This is a genomic window from Gordonia desulfuricans NBRC 100010 (genome assembly GCF_001485495.1).
GTDB lineage: Bacteria > Actinomycetota > Actinomycetes > Mycobacteriales > Mycobacteriaceae > Gordonia > Gordonia desulfuricans.
In genome coordinates this window covers 1-19,788 of record NZ_BCNF01000135.1, presented here as the reverse complement: position 1 = coordinate 19,788, position 19,788 = coordinate 1, and the positions used below count along the sequence as shown (strand labels likewise).

Genomic DNA, 19,788 nt, shown 5'->3' with positions numbered 1-19,788 from the left:
CATCCGACGAGTGATGGTCCCCCAACTGGTGTGCTCGTGCCATCACCTCAGCAGGCTTCGCACCGGACAACACCTGCGCCAACAAGTCGCCTTCGAACTCGGCCCAGGTCTCGGCATCCGGAGCCTCCCCTGCACGCAAGCCGATCTGGTTGAGCCCGCGCACGATCGCGTCCACATGCTCGCCCGAGATCGCGCCGTCGGCAGCATGTTTCAGCGTGCGTTCCACCACCGCCGACGTCCCGATACGCTGCATCCGCGCCGCGACGGCGGGCGCCAGCCCCATCTCGATCAGCAACGCGATCGGTTTGTGACCATGCCGTTGCGCAACCCCCAGCCGGTCGAGATGACCAGCTCCGGCCGCGGTCAACGCGTCGACGACGTTCCTGATGGTGACCAGTGTCTGCATGTCCGTGAACACGTCCGGCCCGGTCGGATCGTCGTCGAAACGACAATCGATGAGTGCGTCGAGAATGGTCTCCAGTTCCCCCTGCATGCGTTCCATTGTAGCGAACGTATAGGCGATGATCAGATGAATTCGCGCGCACGACAACATTTGTGGATAAGTTGTGAAAGCTGTTCACCCAGGAGGTTCAGGTTCACCCGTGGTGTGTTGAGCGGCCATCGGTCATGCCGAGGTGAAGGTCTTGGCGCGGATGTGATCCGGCGTCCGGGCCCGTGGGCTCCTCGACGGACACGGAGGCGCGGTGGGGGATCTGCGCTTGATAGATTTCCGGATTGTCGCGGTTGCGGCGAATCGTGGGCCGGTGGGCCCGGAGATAGAGGGGTAATGATGAGGCGACGCCTGTGGGGCAAGGTCGGGATGGCAGTGCTCGGCGCCACCGCACTTGCAATGACGATGACCGGATGTGGGCAGTTGCCCTTCGGCAATGACGACCCGCCGGTGTCGTCGGTCGCCGCGGGCGAGGACGCCGGCGGTGACGTGGACTTCGACGCCGCGATCGGTGACTGTGTCAAGCTGACCGGCTACAGCTTCAACGCCGAGATCGAGCACGCCACCTGCGGGAAGGCGCCCGCGAACTATGTGGTGATCGCGAAGTCGCCCACCAAGGAGGCGTGTCCGTCGGACGCGGACTCCACCTACTACGTGACCAAGGGCGGGGAGCAGCAGGGAGCGCTGTGTCTGGACCTGGACTGGGTGGAGGGTGAGTGCATGGAGGTGCCGACGTCGAACCTCGGGGACGCCGAGCATGTCGAGTGCACCGAAACCGGTTCGGGGCTGACCACCGTCAGCCGCGTCCTCGCGATCATCCCGGGCACCATCGACGAGAGTCGTTGCCCGGACGACTCGACGCAGTACTACACCTACGACGAGCGCAAGAAGCTGGTCTGCGTCGGTGAGGCCTGATCCCACCGGCAGATGGGGATGTCGTCGCCGGTGACGGCGAGGACTCCACACTGTTCGGGGCGTGTCCACCTTGAACAGCGAAAGGCCCCGTACCGGAACGTCTTCCGGTACGGGGCCTTTGTTTGTGGGGGTCAGTTGGTGTTGTCGCGTAGTTCTCGGCGGAGGATTTTGCCGGTGACGGTTTTGGGGAGTTCGTCGACGATGTCGATGTGGCGGGGGTATTTGTAGGCGGCGAGTTGGGTTTTGCAGTAGGCGATGAGTTCGTCGGGGTTTGCCGATTGTCCGTCACGGAGTGAGACATAGGCTTTGACGGTTTCGCCGCGGTATTCGTCGGGTACTCCGACGACGGCTGCTTCGCGTACGGCGGGGTGGGTGTAGAGGACGTCTTCGACTTCGCGGGGCCAGACTTTGTAGCCGGAGGCGTTGATCATGTCTTTTTTGCGGTCGACGACGTAGAACCAGCCGTCGGTGTCCATGAATCCGACGTCTCCGGTGTGCAGTGCGCCACCGGGGATGGATTTTGCGGTGGCTTCGGGTTTGTTCCAGTATCCGGGAACCACTTGGGGTCCCGATGTCAGGAACTCGCCGACTTCTCCGACGGGTACGTCGTCGCCGTTCTCGTCGACGACGCGGACGATGGTGTTGAACACGGGTACGCCGACCGAGAGTGCGCCGGAGACGGGGTCGACGGGGGCGCGCATGCCGAGGGGGACGGCGTGTGAGGGGGAGTTGGTTTCGGTGAGGCCGTAGATGTTGTGGATGTAGGCGCCGAAGATGTGTTCGAGGCGGTCTCCGACGGCGGGTGCGATGGGTGCGCCGCCGGAGTAGAGCACGCGCAGGCTGGTGAAGTCGGCGGGGGTGGCGCCGGGTGCGGCTGCGAGGGCGTTGAAGGCGGTGATGGCGCCGATGGTGAATACGGGTTTGTGTTCGCGGATGGCGTCGAGCATGACGGCGGGGTCGAAGCGGTGGGCGAGGATCAGTGGTGCGCGGGTGAGCATTGCGAACATGATGTGGCCGACGAGGCCGGTGATGTGGAACAGGGGTGCGATACCGAGGATGGGTTCGCCGGGTTGGAGTCCGGTCCAGTCTCGGTAGGTTTGGGCGTTGAATGCGAAGTTGCCGTGGGTGTTCATGGCGCCCTTGGGGTTTCCGGTGGTGCCGGAGGTGTAGGCGAGGACGGCCACGTCGTCGGCGGTGAGTGTGACCGGCGGCAGATCGGCGCCGGTGTAGTCGTCGATGATGGTGCGTAGGTCGAGGGTGTCGTCGGGGTGGGTGCGGGTGAGTCCGGTGAACAGCCGCTCGTCGTTGCGGGTTTGGAAGTCCAGTGCCGAGCAGGTGATGACGGTGTGGACTGAGCCGGCGCCGGAATCGATGACTGGTTTGGCGATGTCGGTGTAGAGGTCGTCGAGGGTGAGCAGTGCGACGGCTCCGGAATCACCGAGTAGGTAGGTGAGTTCGCGGGTTTTGTTCATCGGGTTGATCGCGACGGCGGTGCCGCCGGCTTTCCAGGCGGCGATCATGCCGATGATGAATGCGGGGTTGTTTTGTACGTAGAGGGCGAGGCGATCGCCGTCGCGGAATCCGTGGTTGCGCAGGGTGTGTGCGACTGCTCGTGCGGCGTGGTCGATGTCGGCGAAGGTGAGGGTGCCGTCGAAGTAGTGGAGGAATGTTTCGTTGGGGTGTGTGGTGGCGGCGGCGTCGAAGATGTCGAGGGCGGTGGCGTGTTCGACGGTGATGTCGGTGGGGGTGTCTTGTGGGTAGCGGGCCAGCCAGGGCCGATCAGCGTAGACGGAGGTGGCGGTGCTCACTTGATCACCACCGGGTTGACCGGGGAGCCGGTGGCGTTGTGGATCTTGAGCGGGGCGGCGACATAGAAGAATTCGTAGACGCCGTCCTCGGCGCAGTCGGCGGCCAGCTTCTCCAGATCGCAGATCTCGGTGAAGGCGATGCCCAGGTTGCGCATCAGGGCATTGTGCAGAACCAGCGCCACACCGTTGTTGGGGTCGTGGGTGACCTCGTTGGCGATCGTATCGGTCACCAGGTTCGGGATCTCCTTGCTCTGGAACCACTTCACCAGTTCCTCGGAGTACACCAGGCCCGGCTCACAGAAGTCCCCGTAGAAGCCTTCCTCGTCACGGAAGAACAGCTCGAGATGGTTGGTGCGGATGATCAGGATGTCACGCGGACGGATCTCGATTCCCTGTGCCGCAGCGCACTTCTCGAGATCGGTGTGGTCGAAGGTCTCACGCGGACCGAGGCAGTCGACGCCGCGGTAGCGGGCCATGTCGAGCAGGATCGCGCGACCGGCGACTCCCCGTTCGGCGATCGGCTCGACGCTGGCCTTGTCCAGGCCGCCGATGGTGGTGCGGGCGTCGTAGCCGTTCCAGATCTTGCCGCCGTACCAGACATGACCCAGCGCGTCGTACTGCGTGGAACCCTGCAGGAAGGCGTTGATCTTGTCGTCGGCGTAGTGCAGGCCGCCGGGGAAGGCCGGGCCGTCGCCGCCGTCGTCCCAATGGGACTCGTCGAGGATCATCTCGCGGGTCGCAGGGCTACGGCCCGGCCACACCGGGTCGCCGTTCGGGTCGCCGATGAGGCGCTGCAGCGTGAACAGCGCGCCCTTGCGGATCAGCGATGCGCCGGCGATGACCTGCTCGGCGGTCAGGTAGTTCAGGCTGCCGACCTCGTCGTCGGGGCCCCACTTGCCCCAGTTGCTGGGGGCGCCGGCGAGCAGTTCGGTGAGCTCGGGAACGTCGTGCGAGGTGGTCATGGTGCGTATCCTCCGAGATGCGGTGAATCGGGGTCTGAACAGTCCGAGCGATCGTTCAGCTCGCGTTCAGTGAGATGAGGATCACAGACTTCTGCGGATACGTCAAGTGCCTGCACCGGGGCGGTTCGGCGCAGGTTTCGGCGAGGCGTGTTCAGTCCGGCGTGTTCAGTCTGGCCGAACTCGGTGGTGCATCATCGCGAGTGCGAGATCGGCGTACTCGGCGGCGACGTCGGCCGCGGTCTGCGGTCCGCCGGGGGAGAACCAGTGGGGCATGGCGATACACATGGTGGCCACCGCCCGCGCGGTGCTGTGCGGGGTGCGGGTGGCGAAGTCGCCGGCCGCGACGGCCGCGGACGCCGCCCGATCGAGGCGATGCTGCACCGCACGCCTGGCGTCGGCGACGCGAGAGCGGTCGGGTTCCTCGAGGCTGCGCATCTCGGTGGCCACGATGAAGGCGAGGTCGCGGCGTTGGGCCTGGCACAGTGCCAGCGCCTCCACCATGTTCGCGAAAGCGGTCACCGGATCGTCGGTTTCGGTTGCGGCAGCATCCATTCGCCAACCCAGGTCGTCGAGCATGGTGTCGAAGAGGGCGACCAGTAGATGCTGTTTGCTGCGGTGGTGATGGTAGATCCCGGCGACGCTGATCCCGGCCGCGGTGGCCACCAGCCGCATCGTCGCGCCGTGATACCCGGTCTCGGTGAACACCTCGACGGCCGCCGCCAGGACCGGGTCCAGGTCGAGGGCGTCGAAGTGTCGCCAGTCGGCGTCGTCGGTCTCGGTGCGTGGACGTGGCGGGGGCGTGGCGGCGTCGTAGGTGAGCAGTTCGGGCGCGCCGACACCGAGTGCCTCGGCGATCGCGGTGAGCCGGTCGACGGTGACGGCCACCTTGTCGTTCTCGATGGCGCTCATGGTGCCGACACTCACGCCGAGCTTCCCGGCGAGGTCGCGCAGGGTGATCCCCGCGTTCTCCCGGGATCGGCGCACGGCTGCGCCGACAGCATCGCGTTCAGCCACGCTGAACAACATACGGGACGGTCGGCGGGTCTGTCGGGTTTCCGTGACAGGGGAGCTCCGGACTTCGTACACTCACGCACGCGATGTCGAATCCATCTCATACTCCTGCGCCGCCGTTCATCGGGCACGGTCGCCGTCTGCACCTCGAGGCGGGGACCGCATTGGAGATGTTCGAGCACTCGCTTGCCCGACGGCCCGACGACGTCGCCATCGACTACTTCGATCTGACCCTCACCTGGGCCCAGCTCGACCGGGCGTCGACGACCCTGGCCGGGCTGCTGGTCGCCCGCGGATTCGTGGTCGGCGACCGACTGGCGTTGCTGCTGCAGAACGACCCGGCATTCGTCATCGGGTTGCTGGCCACCTGGAAGGCCGGTGGGATCGCCGCCCTGATCAGTCCCATGTCGACCACGGAGGAACTGCGGGAGCGGTTCGCCGAGTACACCCCGACCGCGCTGGTCGCGCTCGACCACCTCTATCTCGATCGCGCCCGTGCCGCGCTCGCCGACGGCACCACCGGGGTGAACATCGTGCTGACCGTGTCGCCGCTGGACGGTCAGACGGTTCCCGATCGGCGGCTGTTCGCCGACACCGGGCGCCCGTCCGTCCCCGACACCATCGACCTGGTGGCGCTGGTGCGCACCGCCCTCGTCGACCCGACCGGGCTGCCCGAACTGCCCATCCGGCCACTGAGTCCCCTCGACACCGCGGTGCTGTTGTCGACGTCAGGGACCACCGGCCCACCCAAGGCCGCACAGATCACCCACGCCAACCTGGTGTTCAGTGCCCACGTCTACCGCGAGTGGACAGGTGTGTCCGGTACCGACGCCGTGCTCGGGGCGTCGCCGCTGTTCCATGTGACCGGTCTGGTCGGCGGCGTCATGCTGTCGATGCTGGTCGGTGTGCCACTCGTGCTCACCCATCGGTTCCATCCGCAGGTGATCGTGGATGCGATCCGACGACGCCGTCCGGGATTCATGATCGCGGTGATCACCGCCTTCATCGCACTCGCCGACGAGTCGGATGCCACACCCGAGGATCTGGCGTCGCTGCGGTTCCGGCTGTCCGGTGGGGCGCCGATCGACCCGGATACCGAGGAGCGCCTCAGTGAACGCCTCGGCGGATACATCCACAACGTGTACGGACTGACCGAGTCCACGTCGCCGACGCTGCTGGTGCCATTCGGCCAGACCGCGCCGATCGACCCGGAGACCGGTGTGCTGTCGGTGGGGCGGCCCGCATTCGACACCGAGATCCGCATCGTCGACGACGAGGGCATCGAGCTGCCGGTTGGCGGGATCGGCGAGCTGATCATCTCCGGCCCGCAGATCGTTCGGGGATACTGGCGCAATCCGGTCGCGACCGCCGAGGCCTTCACCGGAACCGGATTGCGTACCGGCGACATCGGATTCCGGGACGCCGACGGCTGGTTCTACGTGATCGACCGGAAGAGCGCGTTGATCAACGCCTCCGGCTTCAAGGTGTGGCCACACGAGGTCGAGCGGGTCCTGTGCACGCACCCGGCCGTCGTCGAGGCCGCGGTGGTGGGTATCCCCGACGAGTACCGCGGTGAGTCGGTCAAGGCCGTGGTGGTGATCAGCGAGCCCGGCGCGGTCAGCGAGGCCGAGCTGATGGAGTACTGCCGTCAGAACCTCGCGGCCTACAAGTATCCCCGAGAGGTGGAGCTGGTCGGGGCATTGCCCCGCACCGCAACCGGAAAGCTGTTGCGCCGTAAGTTGATGTGAGTATTCGATGAACTGTGTCGTCTCAACCAGAAATGGTGGCAACCGTATTCGGTGGTTGAGCCGGGACCGAGCGTAGCGAGGACCCGTGTCGAAGCCTGGTGACCTGACGATGTTGGTGGCCATCTTGATCGGTGGTTGGGTTCCGAGTTCGGCCGTCTGAGGTTTCGACTCGTCTCGTCGCTTCGCTCCTCGGCGGCTCAACCATCCATGGTTGCAGCCAATTTGGGTGGTTCCTTGGTGTCGAAACCTTGGTGGGTTGCCCTTGAGTGGTGACCACTTCGAATGTGGGTTGCGTCGACTCGACCATCAACTCCCGCAATCGACGACGCCGACCGGCTAGCCGACCACTTGTTCGTCGGCGACGGTGACGGAGCCGCCGATTTCGGCGGTTCCGAGTACGCGGGCTCGTTCTTCGACCCGTGCCCGACCGCTCACCGAGGCCGAACCGGAGACGCGGGCATGTCCGGAGACGTGAGCGTCGTCGGTGATCGTCGCGTGCTCGGACACGATGGCGTAGTCGGTGATCTGTGCGCGTCCGGCCACCCGGGACCCGCCGCAGATCCGGGCGTTGTCGGTGGCTCTCGCCGAGTCGGCGAGGACGGCCTCCTCGTACACCCAGGCGCTACCGGAGACTGTTGCAGAGTCCTTGATCTCGGCCATGCCGGACACTCGGGTGTTGCCGGCGACGTGTGCGTCGCCGAAGACCGACGAGTCGCCGTCGACGCGGGCGGTTCCGGCCACCTCGGCACGGTCGCCGATGAAGGCGTTCTCGCGGACGGCCGCGTTCTCCCGGACCCGCGCATCCCCGACAACCCATGCCTCTTCGCCCACCCAAGCCTGATCGGCAAGGTTGGCCTGCGATTCGAGCCACCCGCCGATGTCGCTGGCCGCCACCCGGTGCTGCGGCAGATCGCGCCGCGCACGGATACGTCGCAAGCGGACGGTGTGCGACCGGCCGTCCACGCTGTAGGTGAATTCCTGTGCCTCCCCGACGAAGTCGTAGTGATCGGGTGTCGGCGTCGGCGGTTGCAGGGTGGCGGGCGCACGGTGGGCCACCACGGTGTCGGCGTTCTGCGCCGAGATCTCGTGTTGCGCGGTCGGTTCGATGAGGGTCCCGGTGGCCGGACCCAGCACCGCCGACAGCTCGGCTACGAACTCGGTACACGTCGGGTACCTGTCGTCGCGGCGTTTGGCCATCCCGCGGGCGATCACCGCATCGACGCCGACGGGAAGTCCGGGACGCATCGCGGAGATGGACGGCGGGGGATCGGCGAGGTGTTGCTTCATCACGGTGGCGGCGGTGGGGCCGCGGAACGGTTTGCACCCGGTCAGCAGGTGCGCGGCCATGCACGCGAGACTGTACTGGTCGGCGCGACCGTCGAGGTCGTCGTCGGAGAGCTGTTCGGGGGAGCAGTAGTCGAAGGTCCCGATGAAGGTCCCGGCGGCGGTGAGCTCGTCGTCGGCGCCGATCTGGCGGGCGATCCCGAAGTCGCCGAGCAGGATCTGGTCGACCTCGGTGTCGATCAGGATGTTCGCGGGTTTCACATCACGATGGACGACACCGCGGCGGTGACCGAAGTCGAGGGCGCGGGCGATGTCGGTGAGGATCTCCATCGCGACGGGGATGTCCATACCCTGCGGTGCGCGGGCGATGAGCGCCCCGGCCGTGGTGCCACGCACCAGTCGCATGCTCAGCCAGAGGTGGCCGTTGTCCTCACCGCAGTCGTAGATGGGGACGATGTGCGGATGTTCCAGCCCGGCCGCGAGCTGGCCTTCACGTTGGAACCGCAGTCGGAACGTCGGGTCGGCAGAGACCGGTGCGTTGAGCACCTTGAGTGCCACCATGCGCGGCAGGCGGGGATGATGCGCCGCGTAGACGGTGCCCATGCCGCCTTGCCCGAGGATGTCGGCGAGCCGGTGCCCGGCGATCTGTCCTCCGCCGGACGATTGCATGTGGCGAACCTAGCACCTCGGCGCCGCGTCGGCCTCGCTGCTCCATCGCTGGAATGACACACCGGGACTCCGGATCTCAGCGCGGTCCGTCCGGCCCGTACGAGCGGGTCACCGTCGCCACCCGCACCTGGTAGTCGGCGTACCACGCGCTCCGCCCGCGTTGCTGGGCGATCTCGTGCTCGGTGACGTGCTTCCACGCCTGCGCCGCGGCCTCGTCGGCCCAGTACGAGACGGTGATCCCGAGCTCCTCGCGGGCCGACTCGATCCCGAGATAGCCCGGCTGGATGCGCGCCAACTCGTCCATCCGGGACGCCATCACCGCATAGCCGTTGTCGCCGGGTGTGCGAACGGACGTGAAGATCACCGCGACGTAGGGCGGTGTCGGGGTGTGCGCGAACGCGCCGTCGACCATGGGGCAAAGCGTAGCGACGATGGGCAAGGCGTAGCGACCATGGGGAACCGAAGAATCCGGCCCCGATACGACGTTCCGGCCCCGATACGACGGTCCGGCCCCGATACGACGATGCCGCCCGCGCACGACTGCGGGGCGGCATCGAAGGAGTGGGGTCGAAGGAGTGGGGGATGGGTCGGGCCGATCAGCTCTCGGTCGCGCCGTCGGCGGGGGTCTCGGTCTCGGTGGTGTCGGTCGTCGCGGCGGTCTCCGTCGAGATCGTGATCTGACGTGCCTGGGCCGGGCCGGCCTTCGGCAGGCCGAGCTTGAGCACACCGTCGGTGAGGGTGGCCTCGACCTTGTCGGCGTCCACCTCACCCGGGAGCGCGAGGCGGTAGTCGAACTTGCCGGTGCGGCGCGTCTGGTGTCGTACCTCGCCGGTGCGCTCGACCGCGGTGGTCTCACCGTGGACGTGCAGGACGTTGTCGTCGAGTTCGACGCTGATGTCCTCGCGCTTGATGCCGGGCAGTTCGGCTTCGACGATGTAGGCCTGCTCGGTCTCCTCGACGGTGACCGCCGGGGTCCAGGCCGCGGTCGCGATGCGGGCCGGCTCGAGCCCGGCGAACGCGGCGTCGAAGAGGTCGATCAGATTGCGGTTGTCGTCGAACACCCGGAACGGTGCGAAGAAGGGTGCGCCGACGCGGCGGGCGGGAACGAGGCGTCCGGTGGTTGCCATGGTGCGTGTCCTTTCTCTGCGAACGCTTGCTCTGTCGAAGCATTCTTATGTCAAGTTGAGCGCAGGGCAGTCAACTTTTATTCCGGGGTGATGCGGATCACTTCTGCTCCGACGCCAGATCCTCGTGGGTGGCCGCCCGACTCGCGGGCGGTGTCATCCGTCGCCGGGGAACCGGACCATGGAAATATATGCAAAAGGTATATAACTGTGGTATGTTATTTGAGTGTCCTCGTACAGCGATCTCCTCTGCAGCCTCGTCCTCGCAGGCCAACGCCTGACGCGGGTGGCTGTCCGGGAGACCGCCGAGAAGGTCTCGCCGAACGTCTACCTGACGTTGGCGACGCTGACCGATCACGGTTCGCTGCGCACCGGTGAGCTCGCCGTCCACGTTCGGCTCACCCAGCCGGCGATGACGCGGCTACTCGCCACCATGGCCGACGACGGCTGGGTGCGGCGCGTGGCCGATTCGGACGCCCGGGCCGCGCGCTTCGCCATCACCGACGAAGGGACCGCGCTCCAGGCCGACTGGCATCGCCGCATCGGTGAGGCACTGGAACCGTACTTCCGTGATCTGCCCGACGACGATGTCGCGGCGATCGCACGCACGGTGACACTCCTCGACGCCGCACCGCTCGACGGTCCGCCGCCGCGCTGACCCGAGGATCTCACTCACACACCAACCACCGCCACGGTTGACGACGGCCGTCGCGGGCTGTTGCCTGCGCCGACGCCACCGCGGGGCCGCCTCGTGCTGCCCGGCGCCGGCCGGTAGTACCCGCACGGAAAGGAATTCATCCGCTCATGACCCGTACCCGAGACGCACAGTCCGCGTCGGCCGGCGTCGTCGATCCCGGTGATCACGTCAGCCAGAAGCCGTCTCTGCTGAGGCAGCCCCCTGCCGTCTGGGCCGTCGCCTTCGCGTCGATGGTCGCCTTCATGGGCATCGGACTCGTCGGTCCGATCCTCCCCACGATCTCCGAGGACCTCGGCGCCACACCGACGCAGACCTCACTGCTGTTCACCAGCTACCTCGTGATCACCGCGGTGGTCATGTTCTTCACCAGCTGGCTCTCGTCGCGTATCGGCACACGCACCACCATGCTGCTCGGCCTGGCCGTCATCGTCGTCGCCGCCATCGGATGTGCGCTGGCCACCGACATCAACGGCATCATCGCCTTCCGCGCCCTGTGGGGTCTGGGCAATGCACTGTTCCTGTCCACCGCGCTGGCATCGATCATCTCCGCCTCTGGTGGACCCGCCGGTCACGCGGTGATCCTGTACGAGGCCGCGCTCGGCATCGGGCTCGCCGTCGGACCGCTGGTCGGTGGCATGCTCGGCGAGTTCTCCTGGTCGGTGCCGTTCTGGGGCACCGCAACGCTGATGGCCGTCGGCTTCGTCGCGATCGTCGCAATCGTGCGCAGTCCCAAGCCCACCGCGGAGCAGAAGGCGGCGACCACCCATACGCCGATCTCCGCCCCGTTCAAGGCACTTCGGATCCGTCCGGTCCTGATCCTGAGCATCGTGGCCTTCTTCTACAACGCCTCGTTCTTCGTCACACTCGCCTACGCGCCCTACCCGTTGGGTCTGTCGGCCATCGGGATCGGCATGGTCATGACCGGCTTCGGCATCGGCATCGCCTTCATGAGTGTGGTCGTGGCTCCCCGTCTGACGCACCGGTTCTCACCGCTGCGCACCCTGTGGGTCGCACTGATCGTGTTCGCGCTGACCATGGTGGTCACCGCCCTGTCGACGAGCAGCCTTCCCGTCCTGATCGTCTGCACCATCCTGCTCGGCTTCGAGATCGGTTTGCTCCACACCGTTCTGACCGAGGCGGTCATGGAATCCAGTGATCTGCCGCGGCCGGTGGCCTCCTCGGCCTACTCCGGTGTGCGGTTCCTCGGTGGCGCCATCGGTGCCCCGGTCGGCACCTCGCTGGCCGACTACACCGACGGATCCCCCTTCCTGTTCGCAGGAGCAACAGCCTTGGTGGGCGCACTGATCGTGATCGTCTGCCAACGCGTGATCGCCCGCGCCGACCAGCCGGTCCACGAGACCATGGTCGACGAGGCAGAAACGATCACGGTCGCCGACGACTGACGTCCGGCGCGCACAAGGCCCCGGCTCGACGTGAGCGAGCCGGGGCCTTTGTCGTGCTTCGGGGATGGACGGTTCGAGAGCGTGATCAGACGAGCCGACTCATCCCACCCCGACCGGTGTCGCCGTCTCCCGGTCGTGTGCATCGGTCAGCGACTTCACCTCGCCGATCAACGCCCGCAACAGGTCTCGATGCTCCGCGTCGACCAGTTCCGGCTCGCCCGTGCGCGGCTGCAGCTCACCGGCCCCGCCGATGGTGAGGACCCCGATACCCAACTTGTAGTACTCGAGGTAGGCGCGGGCCACCGATTCCGGTGACCCCACCAGCGACGGACCATGATTGGTCAGCGCCCCCAACCTGCCGTAGAACGCGTCCTCCGGAGAGTCGGTGCGGCTGCGCAGATCCAGTTCGCGATCGGCGTCGTCGGCGAGGCCGGTCATCCTGGTCTGGTCGGGCCGGTACCCGGTGCGTTCCTGGTAGTCGAGCACCTCGCGGGTGATGCCCTCGGCCTTCGCCCATGCCTGCTCGACGGTCGGCGCCAGGATCACGTTGAACCCGCCCAGCCAGAAACCGATCTCACGTCCCTTCGCCGCGGCGGCGTCGGCGACGCGGCCGATCAGCGCCGGCGTGTCCGACAGCGGGACAGTGGGCAGGGCGTAGATGTCGGAATGTGTTGCCGCGAGCTCGATCCCGGCATCCGACGCCCCGGCCGACGAGATCAGCGGACGCGGCTTGCGGATCGGCAACGTGGCCGAGCGGGCGCCGGCGATCCGGTAGAACTCACCCGAGTAGTCGAACGGCTCGGTGGCGGTGAGTTCCTGTTTGAAGACGTCGAGGTATTCATGCGACCGGCGGTAGCGTTCCTCCTTCGGCAGCCAGTCGCCCTCGCGTTGCATGTCCTGATCACTGGAACCCTGGATGATGTGGATGGTCGTGCGCCCGCCGGACAACCGGTCGAGGGTGGCGAGCGAACGCGCGGCTACGGTCGGCGACTGCAGTCCCACACGATGTGCCGCGGCAACGGTGATCGTGTCGGTGTGCGCCAGAATCCATCCGGCCGTGGCCCACACATCCGGCCGGTCGGAGAACTGGTTCACCAGGATGCTGGTGAAACCGTCCTGCTCGGCCTCGCGACCACCGCGTTCGACGATGGACGCGTCGGTCTCGGGCGGGGACGACTCCGCGACGAAGAACGATGCGGGGCCACCGTACGGGGAGTCGGAGGTCTTGCGTTTCCCGTGGAACGAATTGCGGGTTCGGAGGTCGACAGGCATGGACTTCTCCTTCTGGTCGGCAGGAACGTGCGGGGGCGTCAGGACTTGGGCGGGCCGAAGACGGCCTGCCAGCGGGCGGCGTCCTGGTTCAGCAGTGGAGCGAACTCGGCCGCGGGAACGGTCCGCAGGGTGTAGTCGGCGATACTCGGGAATCCCTCGGGTGCAGGTGATCCCGGAACGGTCCCGTAGTTGTAGGCGTAGGCGGCGATGGCCTGCTGGCCGGGTGCGGTGAACAGCCAGGCCTCGAGCAGTTTGGTGGCGTCGAGTGCGTCGGTGTTCTTGACGATCCCGAAGCCGGGACCGTTGAGCACCCGCGCGTCGGTCAGATTGCCCACCGCGATCGGTGCGCCCTTCTCCCGCTGGACCGCGGCCACCTGGCTCGGTCCCCAGATGGCGATCGAATAGCGGCCTTGCGCAACATTGTTGACAGCGTCCACCACGCTCGCATTGCGATCCGACAGCGGGATCTGGGAGTTGATGCGCTGCAGGGTCGCATCCGAGATCGCGTCGTTGTAGGCGAGGGTGCTCAACGCGAAGCTCGTCGGCGACGTCCCCACCGGCTGGCCGAAGGTCACCTGACCCTTGTACTTGTCCGACAGCACCTCGTCGAGGGTGGTCGGCGCCTCACCCTCCTTGATCTTGGTCGTGTTGTACACCAGGCCGAACAGACTCTGGAACGGCACGACGTACCGGTTGTCGGGGTCGCGGAGATCTGCCGGGACCTGGGCGGCCGTCGGCGGTGCGTAGGGTTCGAGGGCATTCTTCTCGATGAAGTGGCCGACGTCGCTCGGGCCGCTCAGCACGGCGTCGACATCCTGTTTGCCGCTGGCGATCTCACCGTCGACGCGGGTGAACAGCTGGGCTCCCGAGTAGAGCGACTCCTTTACGGTGATGCCCGGGTAGGCCGCCTCGAACTCGCGCAGGACCTTGCCGAACCCTTCGGTGGGGCTCGACGACGCGTACGCGGTGTAGAGCGTGACGGTGGTGCCGCCGGACTTCTTGGCGGCCTGGTACAACTCGTCGAGACTCGCCTTGGCGGCCGGATCGAGTGCGGCCGACGACGCCGGCGCGGCGTCGCTGCTGTCGGTGTCCGAGCTGCATCCGGTGGCGGCGGCCAGGACGGCGGCGCCGAGCAATGCCAGGCCCAGGGGGCGCCACTTGCTGATCTTCACTTCTGCTCCTGTTCAGGGTGTGGTTGCGACGAGCACAGCTGCGTCGGGGTCGACTTCGAGCCAGATGTTCTGGCCGACTTGGGGAACGGTTCGGTCGCGGGTGGCCGCGACATCGGCGCGCAGGGTGCGTCCGTTGACCGACACGAGACACTCGAGCCGATCGGCGAGGCGGACCGCGTCGAGTACGATGCCGGGCAGTGTCGGGCCGTGGGCGAGATCGGGACGATCGTGCAAGGTGACGCTGCTGCTGCGGAAGGCGACGGCCGTCGGATCGCCTCCTGCGACACCGGACGTCCCGGCGAGTGCCCGGAGTTCGAGCGATTCGGCGGTGGCCTCGTCCAGGCGGACGGTGGCGTGGCCGTCGTGTACACGGGACACCGACGCGTGGACGATGTTGTCGTAGCCGACGAACCCGGCGATCTGTTCGTCCTTGGGTGATCCGAACACCTCGGTGGGAGAACCGGATTGGATCACCGCACCGTCGACCATCACCACCACGCGGTCGGCGAGGGTCTGGGCCTCGATCCGGTCGTGGGTGACGTAGACGGTGGTCCGGGGCACCTCTCGTTGGATGCGGCGGAACTCGCTGCGCAGCGTGGTGCGCAGTTCGGCGTCGAGGTTGGACAGCGGCTCGTCGAGCAGCAGCGCCGTCGGATTGCTCACCAGGGCCCGGGCCAGCGCGACCCGCTGTTGCTGCCCACCGGACAGCGACCCCACCGATCGGCTCTCGAAGCCGCCCAGCCCGACCAGTTCCAGTGCGTCGGCGACCGATCCGCGGATCGTGCGGCGCGGGACCCGTTGCGATCGCAGGGGGAACCCGGCGTTGCCGCCCACGTTCATGTGTGGCCACAGCGCATAGCTCTGGAACACCATGCCGATGTCGCGTCGGTGCGCGGGGATGTGGAGACCGCGGGCGGGGTCGTCGACTGGGCGGCCGTTGACCAGAACCGTTCCGCTGTCGGGGTTCTCCAGCCCGGCGATCGTCCGCAGCGTGGTGGTCTTGCCGCATCCGGACGGTCCGAGCAGTGCCACGAACTCGCCCTCGGCGATGGAGATCGCGACCTCGTCGAGCACGGTCTTGCCGTTGAACGCCTTGCTGACGTCGATGATGTCGATGCCACTCATTCGATGCCGACACTTTCTGCGGGTGGTGATGCGGGTGTGGAGGGGGACGCGGCACCGGTGTCGCCGGCCGGTCGTCGCAACCTCCGGACGGTGATCCGGTGCAGCACACCGACGATCAGTCCGGCGATCAGCAGTCCGACGATCAGGAGGGTGAGCAGGGCGGCCGCCTGTCCCTGGTTCTGGTTGCTGAACATCTGGTAGGTGAGGGTCGAGAGGGTCTGGGTGTCCTGGTCGGACAGGATCAGCGGGGCGTCGAGGTTGCCCGAGATCAGGACCGCCGAGATCAACCACGAGCCGATCAGGCTGGGCAGGATGAGCGGGAGGTTGATGGTGACCAGGGTCCGAAGGGGCCCTGCACCCGACATCCGGGCCGCTTCCTCGAGGTCACCGCCGAGCTGGGCGGTCGCTCCGGCGGCGATCTGCACGGTGACCGGTAGTACCGCCACCGTGACGGCGATGATCATCAGCCAGATGGTCCCGTAGAGGGCGCGCAGTCCGGGGACGGCGGCGTATGCCCAGCTCACGGCGATGGCGGCGACGATGCCGGGCATGGCGAGCGGGATGATGGTGACCGCACGGAATCCGCCTGCCGCCCAACGGGATATCCGGGGCACGAGCGTTGCGATGGTGACGGCCAGGACGGTCGCGATCGCACCGCCGACCGCGGAGATGATGACCGTGTTGGTCACCGCGGGCCCCACATTCGGGTTCTCGCCGAGCAGTTCGTAGTTGCGCAGCGAGAGTCCCTGCCAGACACCGGGAAAGGGTTGGAAGGAGGTCAGGATGAGCGCGAGGAAGGGGAGCGCGACCGCGAAGACGGCGTAGACGCCGATCGCGATGCCGCCGACACCGCGGGCCCCGCGCAGATCCCAGCGCGCACCCTGGAAGTTCTTGCCGGTCACCGAGACAAAGGTCCGGTGCCGCAGGATTCGTGACTGCACCGCGGTGAGGGCCAGCAGGGCGACGAGTACGACGACGGCGATCGCCCCGGCCTGCGCGTAGAGCGGCGGATTGTGGTCGTTGATCAACGACCACATGCGGGTGCCGAGGAAGCTGAGGTCGGCGGGCCCGCCCAGGATCAGCGGTCCGTCGAACGACTGCAGACCCGAGACCAGGCCGACGAGTGTGGCCGACAACAGGATCGGGGTGAGCAGGGGAGCGGTGATGGTGCGCAGGGTGCGCCACTGTCCGGCACCGCTCATCGCGGCCGCCTCCTCGTAGGTGGCGTTGAGTTTGCTGACCGGGCCGACCAGGAACAGGTAGACGAATGCCGATGCGTGCAGTGAGTCGACCAGGATGAGCCCGTACCAGGATTCGATGTCGATCACCGGGCCGTGTCCGGTGAGGTCCCGGATCCACACGTTGAGCAGGCCTGTGTAGCCGTTGGCGAGCTGGGAGTAGCCCATCGCGTAGAACATCGCCGAGGTGCTCACGGAGATGAGGACCAGGGGCCGGATCAGGAAGCGTCCCCGCGCATTGGTGCGTTCGAGCAGCGCCAGACCCAGTGCGAGCCCGACGCCGAGGATCGTCGTCGCGACCGCCAGCACGATCGAGTTCAGCAGGGCGTCACCGCGGGTGAGGTTCTCGCCGAGGGCGGCGAATCCGCTGAGGGTCCAGGTCGCGGCCTCGAGCGGGGTACCCGACCGGAATGCGCTGACGAGGAGCATGACCAGCGGCCAGAGGATACCCAGGAACAGTACGACCCCGAGGACGGCTGCCAGCAGAGGGGTTCCGGTCCGGGGTCGGCGGAACCGCCGGGTGCTGGCCGCCGGTGGTGGCGGGGTGGGTGTGCCGGCGAGCTCGCGCCGGGTGTCGTCGGTGATCAGGGTGGTCATGTCACTGCTCGCTGCGGCTTTCGCGTTCGGGGCTCTCGAGCTTCTTCTCGATGTCGTCGAGACGGGCACTGATCCGGGCCAGTTCACGGCTCACCGTGGCGGGGTTCTGCCGGGTGTGGCGACCGTAGGAGTAGCCGATCTCGATCAGGCCGAGCACCCGGTGATCGACGGCGGCGTCGAGTCCCACCGCCGCCAGCACCTCGCGGCTGTCACCCTGTTCGGTGGTCATCAACGCCCACAGGAGGTTTCCGCCGTTGACGATGCCGGTGCGCATGGCCTCGGCGTCGGCGCGGGCGATGGCCAGGACGTCGAGCGCCGATGGTCCCAGTGCCGTGGTGTCGGACCCGAGCGGGGTACCGGCCACCACGATCTTGTCGAGCTGTTCCTGGATGAGTTCGCGGGAGAACCCGAGATGCTCGATTCCTTTGAGCACCAGGCTTTCCTCCTCGTCGAGAAGGCCCTGCAGGAGATCCTCGGAGGCGACCGCGTCCGAGCCGCGCCGGGTGGCGGCGGTATAGGACAGGCTCAGCGTCGACGCCACATGCGGGCTCAGCGGGATCTCGTCGGCGGTGCGGTCGGTCGGTGCGGCGTTGACCTCGTCGAGCGCGGCACGCAGCGCCCGCTGGCACAGCGCCGAGACGGGCAGCGATGCCTGCTTGATCTCGAGGGCGAGATCATCGGGCAGGTACACGTTGATCTTGGGCATTCAGGCCACCACCAGACGGTGGGCGGTGTCGACGGCGTCTCGGACGACGTCGGCGAGTCGCGGAATGAAATGCTCTCGTGCCGAGGCCTTTCCGCTGAGCAGACCGGCATCGGCGAACAGTCCGGTGTGCCGGTCCTGCTGACAGATGAAGGCATCGTCGATCGATGCGACAGCCCACGGCATGCGCTGGAAGATCTGCAGCCACGTGCGGGCGTCACCTCCCCAGGTCGCCGCGTCGTACCGGGTCTCGGTGGCGCGACGACCCGCGGCCTCCTCGGGATGGTCCAGAACCCAGCGGCACGCCAGTTCCATCGACGTGAGGATCTCGCGCAGTACGGCCTGCTGCTCGGTGGCGAAGACGCGGGTGGTGGTGAACAGATGGCGGTTGCAGACGGCGCTGTCGGTGGGGACCAGCCGGCGGACCAGGCCGGTCTCCTCGGCCTGGATCAGACGCGGGCCGATGATCGTGGCCGCAGAGATGTTCCCGGACAGCAGATCTGTGAGATCCTGATCGCCCCCGGGTTCGACGGCGGTGATGTCGTCGAGCCGCAGACCGTCCTGTGCCAGGGCGCCGGCGACCAGCTGCGCCGTCCACGCCGAGGCGTGGTAGACCACCTTGTGGCCGGCGAGATCGGCCGGGGTGTGGATCGGCCCGTCGGCGCGAACGAGCAACGCGCCCTGGCGAGGACGGTTCGGCGACGACGCGACGTACACCGCATCCACCCCGTCGTCGTGGGCGAACAGCATCGGGGTCTGGCCACACCCGACGAAGTCGAGGGATTCGCCCAGCAGCCACGGTGCCCGCGGCCCCGGAGAGTAGGCGACCCAGTCGACCTCCTCGCCGATCGCGGCGAGACGATCCTCGAGGATGCCCAGTGTCGAGAGCAGGTAGAGCACCGGATCGTGGCCGTTGAGCCCGACGCGGATGGCCATGGAGTGTCCCCTTCGGAGTCCGTGAATCCAGACGCCACCGCGGTGCACTCGAGGGGTGCACGGTGAAGCGGTGATCGGATAACCCCATGTAACCCCACGGCCTGGCGGGGATCGAGACGTCGGCCGCGTGCCGACGGCAACGCTGCTGGTCACGGGTTTAACCCGCGTGCGCCAGAAAGATGCGACGGGTTCGGCGGTACGGGGCGCCCAGATCGGCGGCAACCGCGCGCCGCCGCCGCCGACCTGGTAGGTCTGGAACCGATCGCAACCGAGCGAAGGAGCCCACCATGAAACTGTCCATCCGCAATCAGCTCGCCGGCGAGGTCGTCTCGGTGACCCTCGGCGCGGTGAACGCGACGGTGAAGATCCGCATCGACGGAGGTGAGCAGATCATCACCTCGTCGATCACCAAAGAGGCCGCCGAGGAACTCGGTCTCGCCGAGGGCAAGCGCGTCGTCGCACTGGTCAAGGCGTCGGAAGTGAGTGTCGGCGTGCCGGACTGATGGACGGCCGGCACGCTCAGATCACCGGCGACAACCCGCCGTCGACACTCACCGGGACTTCCGACGACGTTCCCGACCGCCCCGTCGGGCTCGGTCCCGGCTCGATCGTCAACGGGCGGTTGGGTTGATCATCCTGAGGTGACTGGTTTTTGGTGGTTGAGCAGATGAGG

17 protein-coding genes and 1 pseudogene are annotated in these 19,788 nt (G+C 67.1%); 5 read left to right on the top strand and 13 right to left on the bottom strand.

The window, feature by feature from the left end; translation table 11 throughout:
- Window positions 1-493 (bottom strand): annotated as a pseudogene (locus GD1_RS20180) (HNH endonuclease); the annotation flags it as partial.
- Between the two features lie 297 nt (window positions 494-790).
- On the opposite strand from GD1_RS20180, the gene lppU reads away from it, so the two are divergent.
- Entirely contained in the window at window positions 791-1,366 is a 576-nt protein-coding gene (lppU, locus tag GD1_RS20175) for an LppU family putative lipoprotein (protein ID WP_238403958.1), read from the top strand.
- Between the two features lie 131 nt (window positions 1,367-1,497).
- On the opposite strand, the gene GD1_RS20170 is transcribed toward lppU, so the two are convergent.
- From GD1_RS20170 to GD1_RS20160, 3 genes are all read right to left on the bottom strand, one after another.
- Window positions 1,498-3,174, bottom strand: coding sequence for a class I adenylate-forming enzyme family protein (locus GD1_RS20170; RefSeq protein WP_059039314.1), 1,677 nt, complete (start codon window positions 3,172-3,174; stop codon window positions 1,498-1,500).
- Window positions 3,171-4,136 (bottom strand): cyclase family protein, encoded by a 966-nt coding sequence (locus GD1_RS20165; protein WP_053777121.1) that lies wholly within the window; start codon window positions 4,134-4,136, stop codon window positions 3,171-3,173. Before GD1_RS20165 ends, GD1_RS20170 begins: the two co-directional genes overlap by 4 nt.
- Window positions 4,137-4,301: 165 nt before the next feature.
- Window positions 4,302-5,150 carry a TetR-type transcription factor C-terminal domain-containing protein gene (locus GD1_RS20160; protein ID WP_280513276.1) on the bottom strand — a complete coding sequence of 283 codons (849 nt, stop codon included), beginning with the start codon at window positions 5,148-5,150 and terminating at the stop codon, window positions 4,302-4,304.
- Between the two features lie 83 nt (window positions 5,151-5,233).
- Between GD1_RS20160 and GD1_RS20155 the strand changes: the two genes are divergently transcribed.
- On the top strand, window positions 5,234-6,895 hold the full coding sequence (locus tag GD1_RS20155) for a class I adenylate-forming enzyme family protein (protein ID WP_059039313.1): 1,662 nt from the start codon (window positions 5,234-5,236) through the stop codon (window positions 6,893-6,895).
- Between the two features lie 336 nt (window positions 6,896-7,231).
- Here the strand turns inward: GD1_RS20155 and GD1_RS20150 are convergent, their stop codons facing one another.
- From GD1_RS20150 to GD1_RS20140, 3 genes are all read right to left on the bottom strand, one after another.
- Window positions 7,232-8,848 (bottom strand): serine/threonine-protein kinase, encoded by a 1,617-nt coding sequence (locus GD1_RS20150; RefSeq protein ID WP_059039312.1) that lies wholly within the window; start codon window positions 8,846-8,848, stop codon window positions 7,232-7,234.
- A 76-nt stretch (window positions 8,849-8,924) separates the two neighbouring features.
- The gene (locus tag GD1_RS20145) at window positions 8,925-9,260 is read right to left on the bottom strand and encodes an antibiotic biosynthesis monooxygenase family protein (RefSeq protein WP_059039311.1); all 336 of its coding nucleotides are present in this window, start codon (window positions 9,258-9,260) and stop codon (window positions 8,925-8,927) included.
- A gap of 184 nt (window positions 9,261-9,444) precedes the next feature.
- Window positions 9,445-9,975, bottom strand: a complete 531-nt coding sequence (locus tag GD1_RS20140; protein ID WP_059039310.1) for an Hsp20/alpha crystallin family protein — start codon at window positions 9,973-9,975, stop codon at window positions 9,445-9,447.
- A 223-nt stretch (window positions 9,976-10,198) separates the two neighbouring features.
- Between GD1_RS20140 and GD1_RS20135 the strand changes: the two genes are divergently transcribed.
- Together GD1_RS20135 and GD1_RS20130 are read left to right on the top strand one after the other, a co-directional pair.
- Window positions 10,199-10,630, top strand: a complete 432-nt coding sequence (locus tag GD1_RS20135) for a MarR family winged helix-turn-helix transcriptional regulator (RefSeq protein ID WP_059039309.1) — start codon at window positions 10,199-10,201, stop codon at window positions 10,628-10,630.
- A gap of 146 nt (window positions 10,631-10,776) precedes the next feature.
- Window positions 10,777-12,072, top strand: a complete 1,296-nt coding sequence (locus tag GD1_RS20130; RefSeq protein WP_083534515.1) for an MFS transporter — start codon at window positions 10,777-10,779, stop codon at window positions 12,070-12,072.
- A gap of 99 nt (window positions 12,073-12,171) precedes the next feature.
- Here GD1_RS20130 and GD1_RS20125 read toward each other — a convergent pair whose 3' ends face one another.
- From GD1_RS20125 to GD1_RS20100, 6 genes are read right to left on the bottom strand one after another with little or no spacing between them, the layout of a single operon-like run.
- Window positions 12,172-13,344: an LLM class flavin-dependent oxidoreductase gene (locus GD1_RS20125; RefSeq protein ID WP_059039308.1), complete on the bottom strand. Its 1,173-nt coding sequence runs from the start codon at window positions 13,342-13,344 to the stop codon at window positions 12,172-12,174.
- A 38-nt stretch (window positions 13,345-13,382) separates the two neighbouring features.
- Window positions 13,383-14,516, bottom strand: coding sequence for an ABC transporter substrate-binding protein (locus GD1_RS20120; RefSeq protein ID WP_059039307.1), 1,134 nt, complete (start codon window positions 14,514-14,516; stop codon window positions 13,383-13,385).
- Window positions 14,517-14,528: 12 nt separating this feature from the next.
- Complete coding sequence (locus GD1_RS20115) at window positions 14,529-15,641, bottom strand: ABC transporter ATP-binding protein (RefSeq protein ID WP_059039306.1); 1,113 nt, start codon at window positions 15,639-15,641, stop codon at window positions 14,529-14,531.
- A complete protein-coding gene (locus GD1_RS20110) occupies window positions 15,638-17,476 on the bottom strand; it encodes an ABC transporter permease (RefSeq protein WP_059039305.1) in 1,839 nt (612 codons plus the stop codon). Before GD1_RS20110 ends, GD1_RS20115 begins: the two co-directional genes overlap by 4 nt.
- A 1-nt stretch (window position 17,477) precedes the next feature.
- Window positions 17,478-18,182 carry a Clp protease N-terminal domain-containing protein gene (locus tag GD1_RS20105; RefSeq protein ID WP_059039304.1) on the bottom strand — a complete coding sequence of 235 codons (705 nt, stop codon included), beginning with the start codon at window positions 18,180-18,182 and terminating at the stop codon, window positions 17,478-17,480.
- On the bottom strand, window positions 18,183-19,115 hold the full coding sequence (locus GD1_RS20100; RefSeq protein ID WP_059039303.1) for an ABC transporter substrate-binding protein: 933 nt from the start codon (window positions 19,113-19,115) through the stop codon (window positions 18,183-18,185).
- Between the two features lie 287 nt (window positions 19,116-19,402).
- Here GD1_RS20100 and GD1_RS20095 point away from each other — a divergent pair, with 287 nt between their 5' ends.
- Entirely contained in the window at window positions 19,403-19,618 is a 216-nt protein-coding gene (locus GD1_RS20095) for a TOBE domain-containing protein (protein WP_053777113.1), read from the top strand.
- Window positions 19,619-19,788: the final 170 nt, after the last annotated feature.